The sequence below is a fragment of the Burkholderia savannae genome, assembly GCF_001524445.2.
Classification (GTDB): Bacteria; Pseudomonadota; Gammaproteobacteria; order Burkholderiales; family Burkholderiaceae; genus Burkholderia; species Burkholderia savannae.
Genome location: NZ_CP013417.1, coordinates 3259215 through 3275866, shown reverse-complemented (window position 1 = coordinate 3275866; position 16652 = coordinate 3259215). Strand labels below are relative to the sequence as shown.

Sequence of the window (16652 nt, the reverse complement as noted above, 5' to 3'; positions counted from 1 at the left end):
GGGCTCCGATCGGCTCGGCATGACGGCAAGAACTAACGAGGGCAGGCAGCCGGGCTGCTGCGACGCGGCATTCTATCATCGATGGATAATGGCGGCTATTTGACGCGGAGGGCACGGTTCCATGCCGCGGTCGGGTTGCGACAATTTGACGCGCGAATGACGGTTCGAACGCGCCCAAACGTCGGACAAGCTGCGCAGGCGGCGGCGAAGCCCGTACACTTCGGGGGCGCGGCGTCGGGACGGCCGGCCGCGCCGGCGCCGATTTCTTTTCTTTCATGCGAGTCGATGAAGTCCTCTTTTTCCTGTTTGCCTGAAAACAACAGTCGATCCTTTCACGCCTTGCGCGCGGCGCGCGTCGGGGCGGCGTCCGGCGCGCGCCGCGCGGGCGGTGCGCGATGAAGATCGACAGCCTCTGGTTCGGCCAGGCGGCGCTCGCCGCGCTCGGCGACGTCGCGTTTGCGGTCGCGGTGGGCTCCGCGCTGATCGGCGCGTGGCTCGCGAACGACGGCGCGAAGAGCGTGATCGCGCCGTCGCACCCCGCGTGGCGGCAATCGCTGCGCTCGCTCGCGGTTGCGGCGGCCGTGCTGGTCCTCGCCGACGTCGGCTGGCTCGTCTACCAGGCCGCTGCGATGAGCGGCGCGGGCTTGCGCGGCGCGTTCGGCGCGATCCCGGTCGTGCTCGCGCAGACGCACGTCGGGCATGCATGGAGCGTTGCGTGCGGCGGCGCGGTGCTGCTGTTCGTCGTCGCGCTCGCCCGGCCGAGCGGCCCGCTCGCCGGCGCGTTGCTCGCGCTCGCGACGCTCGTGGTTGCGGCGGGCAAGGCGTCGCTCGGCCACGCGGCCGATTCGGGCGCGTTCTCGGCCGCAGTCGGCGTGCAGACCGTGCACGTCGCCGCGACGGCCGCGTGGGGCGGGCTCGTGATCGCAGGCGGGATGGCGGTGCTGCCGGCGCTCGGCTCGTCGGTCGCGCGCGGCGCGATGATCCGCATTGCGCAGCGGCTGTCGCGCGGGTCGATCGCCGCGCTTGCGTTCGTGGTCGTCACGGGCGTGCTGAACACGATTCGCGGCACGGGCGGCGATTTCGCCGCGCTCGACGGCAGCACGTGGGGCCGCATCCTGCTGCTGAAGCTCGCGCTCGTCGCGCTCGCGCTGGTGCTCGCGGCGCTCAACCGCTTCTCGGCGTTGCCGCGGCTGCGCCGCACCGCGTCGACCGAGGACGCGCACACGTTCCGCAACGTGCTGCATCTCGAGGCGCTCACGATGATCGGCGTGTTCGTCGCGGCGGCCGTGTTGTCTTTCACCGCGCCGATCTCGGTGAGCTGACGCGGGCTCGGTCGCTCGGGCGCGAGTGGACTCGGGGCCTGGTTCGGGCGTGACTCGGGGCTTGGGCGGGCGACAGGCGCCGGCTGCAGGCACGATACGCGGGCCGCGGCAAGGGGGCGAACGCGATGCGGCGATGCCAAGACCGGCCCGCCGATCGCCGCGTCGGTCATCGACGCGACGCCGGCCGGACGCCGGGACGCCTCGGTTTCGGCGCGGCATGGGCGGCGCTGTGGCGGCCGGCCGTGCTTGCCCGCCGGCCGCTGCCGGATGCCGCCTGATGCGCCGGCCTGCCCGACGGCTGGCGGCGCGTGCGTTCGTTCACATCGGCGATCCCCCGTTCGGCGCGCCGCGTCGCGATGTCTTCGGCCTGTGCGGCATCGGCCGGGGCATCGGTGTCGGCATCTGCGTCGAGCGCCGTGTGTCGAACGTCAGGCGCTGTGCGTCAAGCGCCGGGCGGGCGTCGGGTGTCCGGCATGGCGGCCGCGCATCGGCCGTTCGGCGCATCGTCAGGCGGCAAGCGGCAAGCGTTCGGGCTCCGGCGTCGAATCAGGCGTTCGGCCGCGGCCGGGGCTGTGCGAACACGCAAAACTACACGGCACGGTTTTCGGGTGCCGCTCAACCCTTCCCGCGCCGCCCCCGGCCAATACCGCGCGATCCGAACGATCGACTCTATCGACCGCCGCGATCGGCGTGCGACTTCACACGGCCTCGGCCCGTCGCCGGCGCGATGCGTTGCCTGCCGTGGCCGTGCGCGCGTGTCTTCACCACTCGGCGACGCTGCCGTCCGCGTGCCGCCAGACCGGATTGCGCCAACGGTGTCCGGTCTTCGCCATCTCGCGCACCTTCTCCTCGTCGACGTCGATGCCGAGCCCCGGCCCCTGCGGGATCGCGACGAAGCCGTCCGCGTAGCGGAACACTTCGGGATTGCGAAGATAGTCGAGCAGATCGCTGCCCCGGTTGTAGTGAATCCCGAGGCTCTGTTCCTGGATGAACGCGTTGTGGCTGACCGCGTCGAGTTGCAGGCACGCGGCGAGCGCGATCGGCCCGAGCGGGCAGTGCAGCGCGAGCGCGACGTCGTAGCTCTCCGCGAGCGTCGCGATCTTCCTGCACTCGGTGATCCCGCCCGCGTGCGACGCGTCCGGCTGCACGATGTCGACGTAGCCGCCTTCGAGGATGTGCTTGAAATCCCAGCGCGAATAAAGCCGCTCGCCGAGCGCGATCGGCGTGCTCGTCTGGTTCGCGATGTCGCGCAGCGCCTCGGCGTTCTCCGACAGCACCGGCTCCTCGATGAACATCAGCTTGTACGGATCGAGCTCCTTCGCGAGCACCTTCGCCATCGGCTTGTGCACGCGGCCGTGGAAATCGACGCCGATGCCGACGTAAGGCCCGACCGCCTCGCGCACCGCCGCGACGTTCGCGATCACTTTTTCGACCTTGTCGAACGTGTCGATGATCTGCAGTTCCTCCGAGCCGTTCATCTTCACCGCCTGGAAGCCGCGCTCGACCACCGCGCGCGCGTTGTTCGCGACGTCGCTCGGCCGGTCGCCGCCGATCCACGAATAGACCTTGATCCGGTCGCGCACCGGGCCGCCGAGCAGCGCGTGGACGGGCGCGCCGTGATGCTTGCCCAAGATGTCCCAGAGCGCCTGGTCGATGCCCGCGATCGCGCTCATCGTGATCGGGCCGCCGCGGTAGAAGCCCGCGCGGTACATCACTTGCCAGTGGTCCTCGATGCGAAGCGGGTCCTGGCCGACGAGGTAGTCGGCTAGCTCGTGCACGGCCGCCTCGACCGTATGCGCGCGGCCTTCGACGATCGGCTCGCCCCAGCCGACGATGCCCGCGTCGGTCTCGATCTTCAGAAACAGCCATCGAGGCGGAACGACGAAGGTTTCGAGGCGGGTGATCTTCATTGCGGGTGTCTCCTGTTGTCTGCATGAACCACGCGTGAATCGTACAGCGGCGCCGCGCGAAAGTCGTATCGATCGCGCCTGTGCGCACATAGTGGGCGCGGCGGCCGGATGCGCGCCGTGCGTCGACGCGGCACGCCGCCGGATCGCGCGGCGCGTCGGGCGCGGATCGCGGCGCGCGAGCGGGGTCGGGTGCGATTGATCGCCTTCGCCGCTCGTGCGCCGCTCGCGCGGCGCCGGACGGTTGCGGTCCGTACGGCCGAGCGTTACCGTACGGCACCGGCCGGGCGCCCGGGCGCGGCGCGGCCGCGTCGCCGGGCCGGACACGATCGAAGGAGGCGACGATGCTTTACACCGGCAGCTGCCATTGCGGCAGGATCAAGTTCGAGGTGGAAGGGGAGATCGAGAGCGCTTGCGCTTGCAACTGTTCGATGTGCGTGCGCAAGGGCTCGCTGCTGTGGTTCGTGCCGCGTGACGCGTTTCATCTGAAAACGCCCGACGACGACATCGCGACCTATCTGTTCAACGAGCGCACGATCCGGCATCGGTTCTGCCCGACCTGCGGCATCCACCCGTTCGCGGAAGGCACGGACCCGAAGGGCAACGCGATGGCGGCAGTCAACATCCGCTGCATCGACGGCATCGATCTCGACGCGGTGCCGGTCCGGCATTTCGACGGGCGCGCGCTCTGAACATATCGAGCGCGCCGGCCCAAATCGGGATCGTGCAGCGCGTGCGGCATGCGCCGCGCGCGTCACTACGCCGTCCGGCTCAGCGCGGCTGCTGCCGGACGACGCGCTTCAACACCCAGCGGATCGACGAGCCGTCGGCAGGCGGATTCGGCACGCTGTGTTCGGCGATCTCGAGCTGGTATTCGTAGCCGGGGCGGTAGTCGAAGCCTTCGATGCCGCTGTACCAGAGCTGCCACGGCTCGCTCGGGCTTGTGCGCACCTGCAGGCAGTCCATCGGCGCGACGCCGACGCAGCGCGCCGTTTGCGCGGCGACGTAGACGGTCTTCGTCGCGGTTTGCGGCGCGGCCGCCGGCGCGATGGGCGCGTTCGCCGCTGCATTAGTCTCGCAGCCGGCAAGGCCGGCCGCGCCGGCGAACGCGACGGCCGCGAGCGCGCGGCGTGGCATATCGAGCATGACCTTCCTCGTCGATCGAATCGCGATTGGACCCGATCGCGCCGGACGGGTTCATGGTGCGTGGGCGCGCCGTTTTGCGCGCGGCGCGCGCGACTCGCGTTTTCTCGACGCGGCGTTGCGGCGCGCGATGGCCGCGGGGCCGTCGCCGTAGTTGCAGTTGTCGTTGCAGTTGTCGTTGTCGTTGTCGTTGTGATTTCGACCGCGATTTTAGTTGCGATTTGGGTTGCGATTGCGCTGGCGATCGCAATTGCGCAGCCGCGTTGCGGCACCCCGAAACCACGAAACCACGAAACCACGCGGCAACGCCACCGACTCCAACGCCGATGCGTCGCGGACTTGACGCCGACGCGATGCCGGCCGGCCGCGAAGCGAAAACGGACTCGCCCCATCGACCGTGCGAACCGGGCGTCCCCGCCGCATACGCGGATTCCCGCCAGGCGGCCGGCATCCGCGCGGCGCGACGCGGGGCTGACATCGTCGCGTCACGCATCCCGTCATAAGGTGTCGGCGCTGGCGGTGACGGCGCTGACGCGCGCGGCCGGGCGCCGATGCCCGCGGCCGCCGCGCCGTCGCTCGCTTTCATTCCTTTCCCCACGACTCTCCGACGATCGAACGAAATCATGCCGAACAAGCCAGCTTCCGACGCGCCGCCGACCGAGCAGCCTTGCGCCGTCTCTCGCCGCGGCTTCCTCAAGTTCGCCGGCGTATCCGGGCTCGCGACCGCCGCGAGCGGCCTCGCGGCCACGCGGGCCGCCGCCGCGCCCGACGGCACGCCCGAGCAGATTCATCTGACCTGGGGCGACGCCGACGCGCACGAAGTCGTCGTATCGTGGGCGTCGCTCGCGGCCGCGACCAACCCGCGCGTGCGCTTCGCGGGACCGAACGAAGCGTGGCGGACCGCGCACGGCGTGCAGCGCACGTACACCGACGGCCTAAACGGCGAAGTGGTGTTCACGTATCACGCGCGGCTGCACGGCCTCAAGCCGGGCTCGGCGTATCGCTACGAGGTCACGGCCGACAACGACGGCAACGCGGCGAAGCCGTTCGCCGCCCGCTTCGAGACCGCGCCGCGCGGCCGCTCGCCGTTTCGCTGGACGAGCTACGGCGACCTCGCGACGCCGAACACCGGCTGGGTGCTGTCGTCGCCGCAGAGCCGCTTCGCGGTGCAGGCGATCGAGCGCTTTCAGCCGCTCTTTCATCTGCTGAACGGCGATCTCTGCTACGCGAACCTGAACCCCGCGCATCAGCCGGCCGTGTGGCGCGACTTCGGCAACAACAATCAGACGTCCGCCGCGAACCGTCCGTGGATGCCGTGCCCCGGCAATCACGAGATCGAGTTTCACAACGGCCCGCAAGGCCTCGACTCGTATCTCGCGCGCTACACGTTGCCCGAGAACGGCACGCGTTTTCCGGGCCGCTGGTACAGCTTCCGCGTCGGCGCGGTGCTGTTCGTGTCGCTCGACGCGGACGACGTCGTCTATCAGGACGCGGCCGCGTTCGTCGCGGGCCCGAACCCGCTCGTGCCGGCGGCGAGCACCGGCAACGAGCCGATCGCCCCCGGCACGTCGTTCTACGTGCGCGGCTACAGCCGCGGCGAGCAGACGCGCTGGCTCGAAGAGACGCTGCGCCGCGCGTCGCGCGATCGCGACATCGACTGGATCGTCGTGCAGATGCATCAGGACGCGCTCAGCTCGTCGAAGACGGGCAACGGCTCGGACAAGGGCATCCGCGAGGCGTGGCTGCCGCTCTTCGACCGTTACGGCGTCGACCTCGTGCTGTGCGGCCACGATCACGACTACGAGCGCAGCTTTCCGGTGCGCGGCTGCAACCACCGCGCGGGCGTCGACGCGGCGACGGGCGAGGTCGTCGACACGCTGCAGCCGCGCCCCGTCGTCACGTCCGATCCGGCCGACGGCAAGTTCGACACGTCGCACGGCACGATCCACATGATTCTCGGCGGCGGCGGCACGAGCGCGCCGCTCGACGTGTACGGCGAGAATCCGGCGACGGGCTTGCCTCAGGCGCGCGTGTTCACGAAGCCGAACCGGCCGGTGCCGGGCGCGGCGCCGAACACGTTCGTGCGGCACGGCGCGGATGCGGTGGAGGATGCGATCTGGTCCGCGCGGCGCGACACGGGCACGGGCTACGGGATCGCCGTGTTCGACTACGATCCGGGCGAGCACGGCGGCAACACGACGATCACCGTGAACTACCATCACGCGCCGGGCGCCGATCAGCAGCCGACGGCCGAGTACGAGCTGTTCGAGACGATCGTGCTCAGCAAGGCTCGCCGCGCGTAAGCGGCGCGGCGGCGCGCACTGTCCGGTGCGCGCCGTCCGCGCCGTCGGGCGCGTTGGAGTTGGCGTTCGCTGCCGAGCCGGACTTGCGCCGGATCGGCAGCGTGATCGTAAACGTCGTGCCGCGGCCGACGCGGCTCTCGACGTCGATGCGCCCGCCGTGATGCTCCACGATGCCGTGCGAGATCGACAGCCCGAGCCCCGTGCCCTGGCCGACGGGCTTCGTCGTGAAGAACGGATCGAAGATCCTGCCGATCACGTCCTCGGAGATGCCCGCGCCCGTGTCGGCGATCGAGATCGACACGGCGTCGGCGTCGTGCGACGTGCGAATCGTGATCGTGCCGTGTGCGTCGATCGACTGCGCGGCGTTGACGAGCAGATTCATGAACACCTGGTTCAACTGCGCGGCGTTGCATTCGACGAGCGGCAGGCTGCCGTATTCGCGCACGACGTCCGCCTTGTACTTGAGCTCGTTGTGGACGACGTTCAGCGTGCTCTCGAGCCCCGCGTGCAGATCGGCGAGCGCCCATTCGTCGCCGCTCGGCCGCGAGAAATCGCGCAGGTCGCCGACGATGCGGCGCACGCGCATCGCGCCGTCGATCGATTCGTCGATGAGCGCGACGATGTCGCTGCGCACGTAGTCGAGATCGACTTCGCGCGACACCGCGTCGAGCGGCGCGCGCGCGTCGGCGCAAAGCGTGCGCGTGAGTTTTTCCTGCGCGGCGATCACATCGAGGAGACCCTGCACCCAGCCCTTCAGCGTGTTGAGATTCGCGTTGACGAAGCCGATCGGGTTGTTGATCTCGTGCGCGACGCCCGCTGCGAGCTGGCCGATCGACGCGAGCTTTTCCGATTGCAGCAGCTGCACGTGCGTTTCCTCGATCTGACGAATCAGCCGGCGCTGCTCGTCCTTTTCGTGCTCGAGGCGCGCCTGCGCGGCCTTGCGTTCGTCGATTTCCTGCTCCATTTTCTTGCGCGTGCGCTGCAGCACGTGCGTCGTGCGCTCGTACTGCCGCAGCGCGCCTTCGAGCTCGCTCGTGCGCTTCGTGACGAGCTCCTCGAGCGCGTCGGTCATGCCGCGCAGGAACGCGGTGCGCGCATCGAAACGCGAGACGACGAGCGTCGCGCTCAGGATCGTCGCCGTGAAGAGCGCGATCGTCGCGCCGAGCCACGCGCCACTGATTTCGCCGGCGGCGCCGCACACCGCGTTCGCCGGAAAATGCGCGGCCGCCATGCCCGTGTAATGCATGCCCGTGATCGCGATGCCCATCATGCCCGCCGCGCCGATCCGCTTCGCGAACACGTGCGGCTCGTTCTCGTCGCTCAGGCGATGCGCGATCCAGAGCGCGATCGTCGACGCGCCGATCGCGATCGCGATCGATGCGACGAAGAGCGTGCGGTCGTAGCCGATCGCGGGGTGCATTTGCAGCGCGCTCATGCCGGTGTAGTGCATGGCCGCGATGCCGAGCCCCATCAGCACGCCGCCCACCGCGAGCCGCTCGTGCGTGAGCGCGGCGCGCGTCAGCGCGTTCAGCGCGAAGTACGAGACGATCATCGCGATCGCGAGCGAGGCGAACGTGTGCCCGAAGTCGTAGCCGAGCGGAATCGGCAGCGAGAACGCGAGCATGCCGACGAAGTGCATCGCCCAGATGCCCGTGCCCATCGCGGCCGCGCCGCCCGCGAGCCACGCGTGCCGCATCCGCGGCTTGTCGAGGAGCGAGATGAGCGCGCTCAGATCGAGCGCGGTATACGACGCGAGCGTCGCGACCGCGAGCGACAGTACGACGAGCGGGATGTCGAAGGTTCCGTGCATGAGGAGCGGCTCGTCTCGGTATGCGCGACGGCGACGGCGACGGCGGCGCGCGCGTCAGCCTTCGCGCATCGAGGCCGCCGCGGCATCGGCGTTCGGCGGCGGCGTCTGGATCAGGATCGTGAACGGCGTGGCTTCCTGCGCTTCGTAGCGCCGCACGAGCGCGACCTGATGCGCGGACACGACACTGCCTTTCGTCATCAGCAGCACGCCGCGGCTCGTGCGCAAATCGTCGGCGAGCCGCATGCCTTCCAGCAGCTGGCCGCCCGTGATCTGCGCGTACGGCGTGTTGCAGCCGAACGTCGCCAAGTCCTTCGCGAGCGCGACGAAACGATCGACGATCTGCGGGTCGTAGCGCATGCCGGCCTGCGACTGGATGAGCGCGATCGCCTGATCGGGCAGCAGGCGATGATTGACGATGCCGCCGCGCTGGAGCCCTTCGTAGTCGCGCGCGACCGCGAGAATGCGCGAGCCGAGCGGGATGTCTTCGCCCGCGAGCCCGTCGGGCGTGCCTCGGCCGTTGAAGCGCTCGTACTGGTGGCGAATGACGTGCGCGACGTGATTGAGCTGCGTGACGGGCGTGAGCACCATCTGCGCGCGCAGCGCATGCTGATGAAACTGGCGGCTTTCCTCCGCGCTCATTCGGTCGATTGATTTGCGCAGCAGCTCGTCCGGCAGCGACAGCTTGCCGATTCCGTGCAGCAGCCCGGCGAAATGCAGGTCCCGCGCCTGCAGCTCGCTCATGTCGAACGCGAGCGCGAGCCGCTTCGCGAGTTCGCCGATGCGCCGCGATTCGCCGCCCATCACGCCGCAGCGCAGCTCGATCATGTTCGCGCCGACCTGGATCATCGTCATGAAATTGCGCTTCAGGTCGCGTTGCGCGTCCTCGAGGAACATCACGGTTTGCCGGATTTCCTCGGTGCGCGCGTGCACTTGCGCTTCGAGCTCCGTGCTGAACGCGACGAGCGCCTCGTTCTGCTTCTGCGTGATCGCGAAGAGGCGGGCGGTCTCCTGGCGCAGCCGACGCTGCTCGAGCGCCTGCTTGACCGTGAGCAGCAGATCGTGATCGTCCCACGGCTTGTTCAGGTAGCGATACACGCCGCCTTCGTTGATTGCGCTCACGACCGCGTCGATCTCGGAGTAGCCCGTCAGCAGGACGCGCATCGTGTCCGGGCGCAGCGTCTGCGCGCGAGCGAGGAATTCGGCGCCCGTCATGCCGGGCATTCGCATGTCGGAGACGATGAGGTCGACGTCGCCGGCGGCGAGCACGTCGAGCCCCGCCGCGCCGCTGTCGGCCGTCACGACCTGATAGCGCGCCGTGCGCAGCAGACGCTTGAGAGCGGAGAGGATGCTCGGTTCGTCGTCGACGATCAGGATCACGGGGGACGCGTTGCCGACCATGTTTGCGGGAGCGGCGTTCGTCGATCGGGCGTGATCGGCCGCGCGCGGGTGCGATGCATCCGCCGCGATGGGCATTGTCGGTTCCTCGGGTCCGTTCACGAAGCCTCCGTTTCATTTTTGTCATCGGCTGGCTGAGATATCGGCGTGCGGCCGTGCGTCCTTGAGCCAAAAAAACGGGGCGTCAGCGTATCTACCTAGACGGCGCGTTCGATACCGCCCGCGACGTGCGCGTTTGGTGTGTGCGCATCGAAAGAATCGTCGCGACCGTTTCGGTTGCGGGTTGCGGCGCTCGCGCGACACCGATGCGCATGCGGGATGCGCGACCCGCATGCGCCACGGATCGTGAGGCGAACGAAGCGATGCATCGGCGCGCGTCGATCGACGGCTTGATTCGATTGGGCTTACGGCATCGCGTAAAAGATGCGGGTGTCGCCGCCGCGAGTTTCCATCGGCGGAAAATTTTGACCGATGCGATGCGATGCGATGCGATGCGATGCGGTGCGGTGCGGTGCGCCGATGACGAATGCGAAGCGTACGTACGCGACGCCCGCGCGCGCCGCGCGTGCTCGCGCGGCCAATTGTCTTACCTCCCGTTACACAAGCGACACCATCGTTTCACCTCGGTCGCGACGCGCCTCCTAGAATGCATTGGACGGGTTGCGGCGCATCCGAGTCCATGGCCGGTGCGCTCGCGGCGACGGCGTCGAACGCGTTGCCGCTCCCGGCCCGCAGCGCCGCAGCCCCGTTCATCGATCCGTTGATGAATTTCACCCTAAGGAGAACGTATGACTCGCCGCTCTACTTTTTCGCTTGCCGGTGCGTGCGCCGCAGGTCTGTTCGTCTTCGCGACCGCCGCGTCCGCACAAACCGCTCCCACGCCTACGCCTACGCAACCGCGCCCCGAGGCGGCCGCTGAAACCGGTACGCGGCTGCACGAGGCCGATCAGGCTTTCGTCACCGACGCGACGAAGGCGGTGTCGACGCAGCGAGACGCCGCGCGCATCGCGAATTCGCGCTCGAGTGATCGCGCCGTGAAGGCGTTCGCGGAACGGGTCGCGAGCGACAACGAGAAGCTGTCGCAGACGCTGCGCGCCGCGAGCCCGCGCGGCGTCGACGTGCCGCACAACGATCCCGATCCCGCCGTGCTCGACGGCATCAAGAATCTGCGCGGCGACGCGTTCGACAAGGCGTACATCGAGCAGGTCGCGCTCGAAGGCAACCGCAAGACGCTGTCGGTGTTCCAGGCCGAGCTCGCATCGGGCCGCAACGAGCAGCTGAAGAACGCTGCGCGCAAGGGCCTGCCGGTGATTCAGGCGCACTATCAGCAGGCTCGGGAACTCGCGAGCCGCAAGCACCTGCCGGGCGACGCGTCGCAGTGACGGCAGTCGTTCGCGGGCCGTCGCCGCGCGCGCGGTAACGCATGCGCGGGTGACGAGACCGTTCGACGCGCGTTGTGAAGGAGGCGCATCGAACGGCAAACGAACAGGCGGCGCGCGGGTGCCGCCTGTTTTCGTATCGACGCCGCGACGGCCGGCACGCGCTGCTCAGAACGTTTGCCAATCGGCATTCGGGCTCGCCGCCGCGAGGGCGGGAACGGGCGCGGCGCTCGCGGGCGCGTGCGGCGGGGCGGACGCGATGCGCGTCGCGGAGCGCTTGCGCGCGGCGGGCATGCGCTGGAGCGGCGTCGCGGCCGCGGTGCCGGCTTGCGGCGCGCGCGCGTCGTAGCGCCGCGCAGGCGCGGGCGCGTTCGACCGGAACACGGCCACTGCATCGACGAGCCGCTGCGTGCGGTGCTTCAGGTCGTCGGCGGTCGCCGCCGATTCCTGCACCAGCGCGGCGTTCTGTTGCGTCATCTGATCGAGCTGCGCGACGGCGACGTTGACCTGGCCGATCCCGTCCGACTGCTCGCGCGTGGCCGAGCTGATCTCGCCGATGAGGCCGGCGACCCGCGCGACCTGCGATCGGATATCGTTCATCGCTTCGCCCGCCTGATTGACGAGCGCGCCGCCCGCCGCGGTTTTCTCGACGCTGTCGTGGATCAGCGCCGCGATCTCCTTCGCCGCGTTCGCGCTGCGCTGCGCGAGCGTTCTCACTTCGGCCGCGACGACCGCGAAGCCGCGGCCCTGCTCGCCCGCCCGCGCCGCCTCGACGGCCGCGTTCAATGCGAGGATGTTGGTCTGGAACGCGATGCCGTCGATCACGCCGATGATCTCGCGGATCTTGCGGCTCGACGCGCTGATCTCGCCCATCGTGTCGACCGCCTTGCCGACCACCGCGTCGCCTTTCGCGGCGGCATCGCGCGTCGAGCCGGCAAGCTCGCTCGCCTGCATGGAGGTGTCCGCGTTGTTGCGCACCGTCGCGGTCATCTGCTCCATCGACGCGGCGGTTTCCTCGAGGCTCGCGGCCGCCTGCTCGCTGCGCGCGCTCAGATCGTCGTTGCCCGCGGTGATCTTGCCGCTCGCGTCTTGCAGGCCGGACAACTGCTCGCTCACGTCGTCGACGAGCGAGCGCAGGTTGAGGCCCGCCTGATTGACCGCCCGCATGATCATGCCGATCTCGTCGATACGGTTCAGGTGAACATTGTCGCCGGCCTGGCCCGCGGCGACCGCGAGCGATTGCTTCAGCACGCGCTGCAGCGGCGCGGTGATCTGCGCGGCGAGCCAGAATTCCGCGAACAGCAGCAGCATTGTCTCGGCGGCGGCGAAGCCGTCGAGCATCGCGCCGCGCAGCCCGAAGAGGAACGCCATCCACGCGGAGCCGGCGAGGAGCGTGAGCAGCGCGGTTCGGATGCGCCAGCGCGCGCTGAGCGTCTGCAGCAGCGACGTCCATCCGAGCAGTCCGGTGCGCACGATCAGACCCTGATGAAACTTCCTGCCGCGCGCGCCGTGCTCGCGAAAGTCGCGATAGAGCGCTTCGGCCCCGGCGATCTCGTCGCGCGACGGTTTCGTGCGCACCGACATGTAGCCGACGAGTTGCCCGTTGCGGATCACGGGCGTCGCGTTCGCGCGCACCCAGTAGTGGTCGCCGTTCTTGCGGCGGTTCTTGACGAGCGCGGTCCACGAGCAGCCGGCCTTCAACGTCGCCCACATGTCGGCGAACGCCTCGGCCGGCATGTCGGGATGCCGAACGAGATTGTGCGGCTCGCCGATGATCTCGTCGCGCTCGAATCCGCTCACCTGAATGAACGCCGCGTTCGCATACGTGACGTAGCTCTGGGGATCGGTCGTCGACATCAGCGTGGCGTCGTCGGGGAACTCGAATTCCCGCTGGGTGACAGGAAGATTGGCGCGCATGGAAGGCTCTCTGCAAGGTCCGTAACGTCGAATGTCGCGATTGCGGCGGAGTGCGCAGTCCGGCGACATGATCGGGTTTACGGATGATTTCGCGAGAGCTGAGTGAGTAGAATCCATGACGCGCGCTTGACGCCGGTCAACGTGCGCGCAATCGTGCAATCGTTTGCCGGTTCGCCGCGGCGACGGGAAAACGATCGGAATCCAGATTTTCGGGCGAGCGAGGCGGCGCGGCCGACGCTCGACGGGTGCGCCCCGTCAGCCGCGCGACAGCAGCAGCACGAGCGGCATCGTGAACGCCGCGAGCGCGGTCTGCACCGTGATGATGCCGGCCGCGAGCCGGTGATCGCCGCCGAGCAGCTTCGCCATGATGTACGCCGAAGGCGTGCACGGCAGCGAGTTGAACAGCACGATGATCGTGAGCGCCGGCCCCTTGATGCCGAGGCTCACGCCGATCCAGAGCGTGACGAGCGGCACGAGCAGCAGCTTGATGAACGACGATTGCAGCACGGGGCCGCTCGCCGCTTTCGCGGCTTTCATGTCGAGCCCCGCGCCGACCGCGAGCAGGCCGAGCGGCAGCGAGGCCGAGCCGAGGATCGACAACAGGCTCGCGAGCGTGCCGGGCAGCGCGAGGCCGCTCAGGTTGAAAAGCGCGCCGAGCAGCACCGCGACGATCACGGGATTCTTGACGAGCGCATTGCCGACCTGCTTGAAGGAGGGCATGCCGCCGCTGCCGTAGTGCATCAGGATCACGATCGACGCGACGTTCAACAGCGGGATCGCGATCGCGATGCTGATCGACGTCAGCGTGAGGCCGACGCTGCCGTACATCGCGGCGGCGGCCGCGACGCCGACGTACGTGTTCGGCCGCAACGCACCCTGGATCACCGACGAAAACACCGCGCCCGGCTGCCGGCTCCACGCGCGCCACGCGTACAGCACGAGCGCGCCGCAGCCGACCGCGCCGAGGATCGCCGTCGCGATCGGGCGAATCGCGAATTGCGCGAGGTTCGCCTTCGCGACCTGGCTGAACATCAGCGCCGGAAACAGATAGTAGTAGTTGAGCGTCTCGCACGGCAGCCAGAACGCATCGGCGAGCAGCCTCCGCCGGCGTATCACGAAGCCCATCAGGATCAGCGCGAAGATCGGCACGAGCGCCGCCATGACGTTGGCCATCGAATGCTCCGTCATAGCGCGGTCTTCGCGAGCACGGCGGCGCCGTACGCGCCGATGAAGCCCGTCATTGCGTGCTCGTACAGCGATGCGCCCGCGCGCCGGAACATCGCGTTGCCGAGCGCGACATAGACGAGCGCCGCGATCGGCGCGACGGCCGCGCCCGACCAGCTCAGCGCGGCGGGCCGCAGCAGCGCGAGCGTGCCGAGCTGGATCGTGCCGAACAGCAGGTAGTAGCGGGCGACGATCGCGCGGATCTCGTCCTTGTCGCGCTGCCCGCTCGCCGCATAGACGGCGAGCAGCGCGCCGCCCATGTTGGTTAGCCCATGCACGACGCCCATCAGGACGACGTAGCGTCGGTCATGCCGCGCGATGCGCGCGCGCAGGCGGTCGCGCAGCACCGGCGCGACGCGCACCACGGCGGCGGCCAGCATCGCGCCGCCGACGAACAGATCGACGCGCGCGTTGAGCTTCGTCAGCACGAGCGTCGCGAGCGACACGACGACGACGGCCGCGCAGACCGCCATGTTGCCGCGCTCGCGAGCGGGCAGCGGCAGGCCGCGGCTCGACCACACCTGGATCGCGGACAGCGTCATCGACGCGGGCAGCAGCAGGCCGAGCACCGCCGCGAACTCCACGCCGAACAGCAGCAGCGTCGGCGTGCCGAACACGAGGATGCCCATCCCGAAGATCGATTGAATCAGCGCGAGCGCGGTGACGAGCGCGGCGAGCAGCGTGAGATCGTGCATGTCAGGCCGCCTCGAGCGCGCGGTTCGCCGGCCAGCGCAACGCTTTCGCGAGCGCGCCGACGCGCACCGTCTGCAACGCGTTCAGCGACGCGTCGTTTTCGTCGCTCGCGGCAAGCACCGTCAGCACGACGTCGCGTTCGTCGATGCGCCCGTCGCGCCAGAGCGCTTCGAGCGCGGCGGGCACGGCGTCGGCGGCCCCCACGTCGAGCCTCGGCAGATGCACGCCCGTCGTGCCGGGCAGCAGATTCCACGCGCGCACGCGCGCGCGGTCGCTGCCGACCGCGACGATCGGCTGGCGGATCTGCGCCATCGACACGAGCCGCGCCGCATGCCCGGTGCGCGACAGCACGACGATTTTCGACACCGGCAGCGTGCGCGCGAGCGCTTGCGTCGCCGCGCGCAGGTCGTCGTAGTCCGCGTCGGAGGCGGTGCGCGCCGACGCCGCGAGCGCCGCGCGATGCGCGTCGGCGAGCGCGGCGATGCCGTGCAGCCGCGCCACCGCCTCGACCGGAAACTTGCCGACCGCCGTTTCGCCGGACAGCATCACGGCCGACGCGCCGTCGATCACCGAGTGCGTGATGTCGCCGATTTCGGCCTTCGTCGGCAGCGGGCTGTCGATCATGCTGTGCAGCAGCTCGGTCGCGACGATCACGGGCTTCGCATGACGGCGCGCGCTCGCGACGATCGTCCGTTGATGGAGCGATACGTAGTCGAGACCTGTCTCGACCGACAGGTCGCCGCGATCGATCATCAGCGCGTCGGCGGCGGCGGCGATCTCGTCGAGATGGTCGAGGCCGCCGCGGTTTTCGACCTTCGCGACGATCTGCGGCGTCGCGCCGTCGACAAGCGCGCGGATCGCGCCGACGTGCGCGGCCGATTCGACGAAGCTGATGCCGACGAAATCGACGCCCGTCTCCTTCGCGAACGCGATCATCTCGCGATCGCGCGGCGTGACGAGATCGTGGCCGAGATCGATCTCCGGCACGTTGATCCCCTTGCGGCTCTTCAGCGTGCCGGCGGTTTCGGCGATCACGAGCACGTCGCGGCCGCGCACCGCGTCGACGACGAACGACAGCGTGCCGTCGTCCGCGTAGACGCGCACGCCGGCGCGCAGTTTCTCGTGAAAGCGCGCGTAGTTGACGGGCACTTTCTGCGAGCCGTCGTGCGACGGATCGGTCGTCAGCGTGACGACGTCGCCCGCGGCGAACGACGGCTCGACCCGCAACTGCGTCGTGCGGATCTTGCGGCCGGGGATGTCGAGCAGGATCGGCAGATCGGGCAGCGTGTCGCGCAACAGCGCGATCGTCGCGCGATGCCAGTCGAGATCGCCGTGCGAGCCGTTCAGCCGCGCGACGCTCATGCCGGCGCGATGCAGCGCCCGCAGCGCGTCCGGCGCGGCCGAGGCCGGCCCGATGGTGGCGATGACGGTGGTGGTTGTCATATTTCCTCGCGTTGCTCTTGTATGACGGAAATATGACAGACCGCTATCGGCGCCGAAAATAATAAAAATTCCGCTTTTTATTTTGTATGGTCATAAGCGGGCCGCGGCGCGGTGCG

At 69.2% G+C, this 16652-nt stretch carries 12 protein-coding genes; 4 read left to right on the top strand and 8 right to left on the bottom strand.

Annotated features, from left to right (window positions below):
• The first annotated feature begins 395 nt into the window (after window positions 1-395).
• Entirely contained in the window at window positions 396-1322 is a 927-nt protein-coding gene (locus tag WS78_RS16115; RefSeq protein WP_059575261.1) for a CopD family protein, read from the top strand.
• A 761-nt stretch (window positions 1323-2083) separates the two neighbouring features.
• Here WS78_RS16115 and dgoD read toward each other — a convergent pair.
• Window positions 2084-3232: a galactonate dehydratase gene (gene dgoD, locus WS78_RS16110; protein ID WP_038751969.1), complete on the bottom strand. Its 1149-nt coding sequence runs from the start codon at window positions 3230-3232 to the stop codon at window positions 2084-2086.
• 341 nt (window positions 3233-3573) lie between these two features.
• Here dgoD and WS78_RS16105 point away from each other — a divergent pair, with 341 nt between their 5' ends.
• On the top strand, window positions 3574-3921 hold the full coding sequence (locus tag WS78_RS16105) for a GFA family protein (RefSeq protein ID WP_059575259.1): 348 nt from the start codon (window positions 3574-3576) through the stop codon (window positions 3919-3921).
• Window positions 3922-4000: 79 nt separating this feature from the next.
• Here WS78_RS16105 and WS78_RS16100 read toward each other — a convergent pair whose 3' ends face one another.
• The gene (locus WS78_RS16100; RefSeq protein WP_059575257.1) at window positions 4001-4375 is read right to left on the bottom strand and encodes a DUF4377 domain-containing protein; all 375 of its coding nucleotides are present in this window, start codon (window positions 4373-4375) and stop codon (window positions 4001-4003) included.
• A gap of 620 nt (window positions 4376-4995) precedes the next feature.
• Between WS78_RS16100 and WS78_RS16095 the strand changes: the two genes are divergently transcribed.
• Complete coding sequence (locus WS78_RS16095; protein ID WP_059575256.1) at window positions 4996-6675, top strand: purple acid phosphatase family protein; 1680 nt, start codon at window positions 4996-4998, stop codon at window positions 6673-6675.
• On the opposite strand, the gene WS78_RS16090 is transcribed toward WS78_RS16095, so the two are convergent.
• Both WS78_RS16090 and WS78_RS16085 read right to left on the bottom strand, forming a co-directional pair.
• Window positions 6653-8485 (bottom strand): histidine kinase, encoded by a 1833-nt coding sequence (locus WS78_RS16090; RefSeq protein ID WP_059575254.1) that lies wholly within the window; start codon window positions 8483-8485, stop codon window positions 6653-6655. The genes WS78_RS16095 and WS78_RS16090 overlap by 23 nt on opposite strands.
• A gap of 54 nt (window positions 8486-8539) precedes the next feature.
• Entirely contained in the window at window positions 8540-9982 is a 1443-nt protein-coding gene (locus WS78_RS16085) for an HD domain-containing phosphohydrolase (protein ID WP_059575251.1), read from the bottom strand.
• Window positions 9983-10668: 686 nt separating this feature from the next.
• On the opposite strand from WS78_RS16085, the gene WS78_RS16070 reads away from it, so the two are divergent.
• Window positions 10669-11262 (top strand): DUF4142 domain-containing protein, encoded by a 594-nt coding sequence (locus WS78_RS16070; RefSeq protein ID WP_038748852.1) that lies wholly within the window; start codon window positions 10669-10671, stop codon window positions 11260-11262.
• A 165-nt stretch (window positions 11263-11427) separates the two neighbouring features.
• Here WS78_RS16070 and WS78_RS16065 read toward each other — a convergent pair whose 3' ends face one another.
• The 4 genes from WS78_RS16065 to pyk form a co-directional block, all read right to left on the bottom strand.
• Window positions 11428-13176: a methyl-accepting chemotaxis protein gene (locus tag WS78_RS16065; RefSeq protein ID WP_059575249.1), complete on the bottom strand. Its 1749-nt coding sequence runs from the start codon at window positions 13174-13176 to the stop codon at window positions 11428-11430.
• Window positions 13177-13431: 255 nt separating this feature from the next.
• Window positions 13432-14349 (bottom strand): AEC family transporter, encoded by a 918-nt coding sequence (locus WS78_RS16060; protein WP_059575278.1) that lies wholly within the window; start codon window positions 14347-14349, stop codon window positions 13432-13434.
• An 11-nt stretch (window positions 14350-14360) separates the two neighbouring features.
• On the bottom strand, window positions 14361-15095 hold the full coding sequence (locus WS78_RS16055; RefSeq protein WP_038748856.1) for a TSUP family transporter: 735 nt from the start codon (window positions 15093-15095) through the stop codon (window positions 14361-14363).
• Between the two features lies 1 nt (window position 15096).
• Window positions 15097-16536 carry a pyruvate kinase gene (gene pyk, locus WS78_RS16050; RefSeq protein ID WP_059575247.1) on the bottom strand — a complete coding sequence of 480 codons (1440 nt, stop codon included), beginning with the start codon at window positions 16534-16536 and terminating at the stop codon, window positions 15097-15099.
• Window positions 16537-16652: the final 116 nt, after the last annotated feature.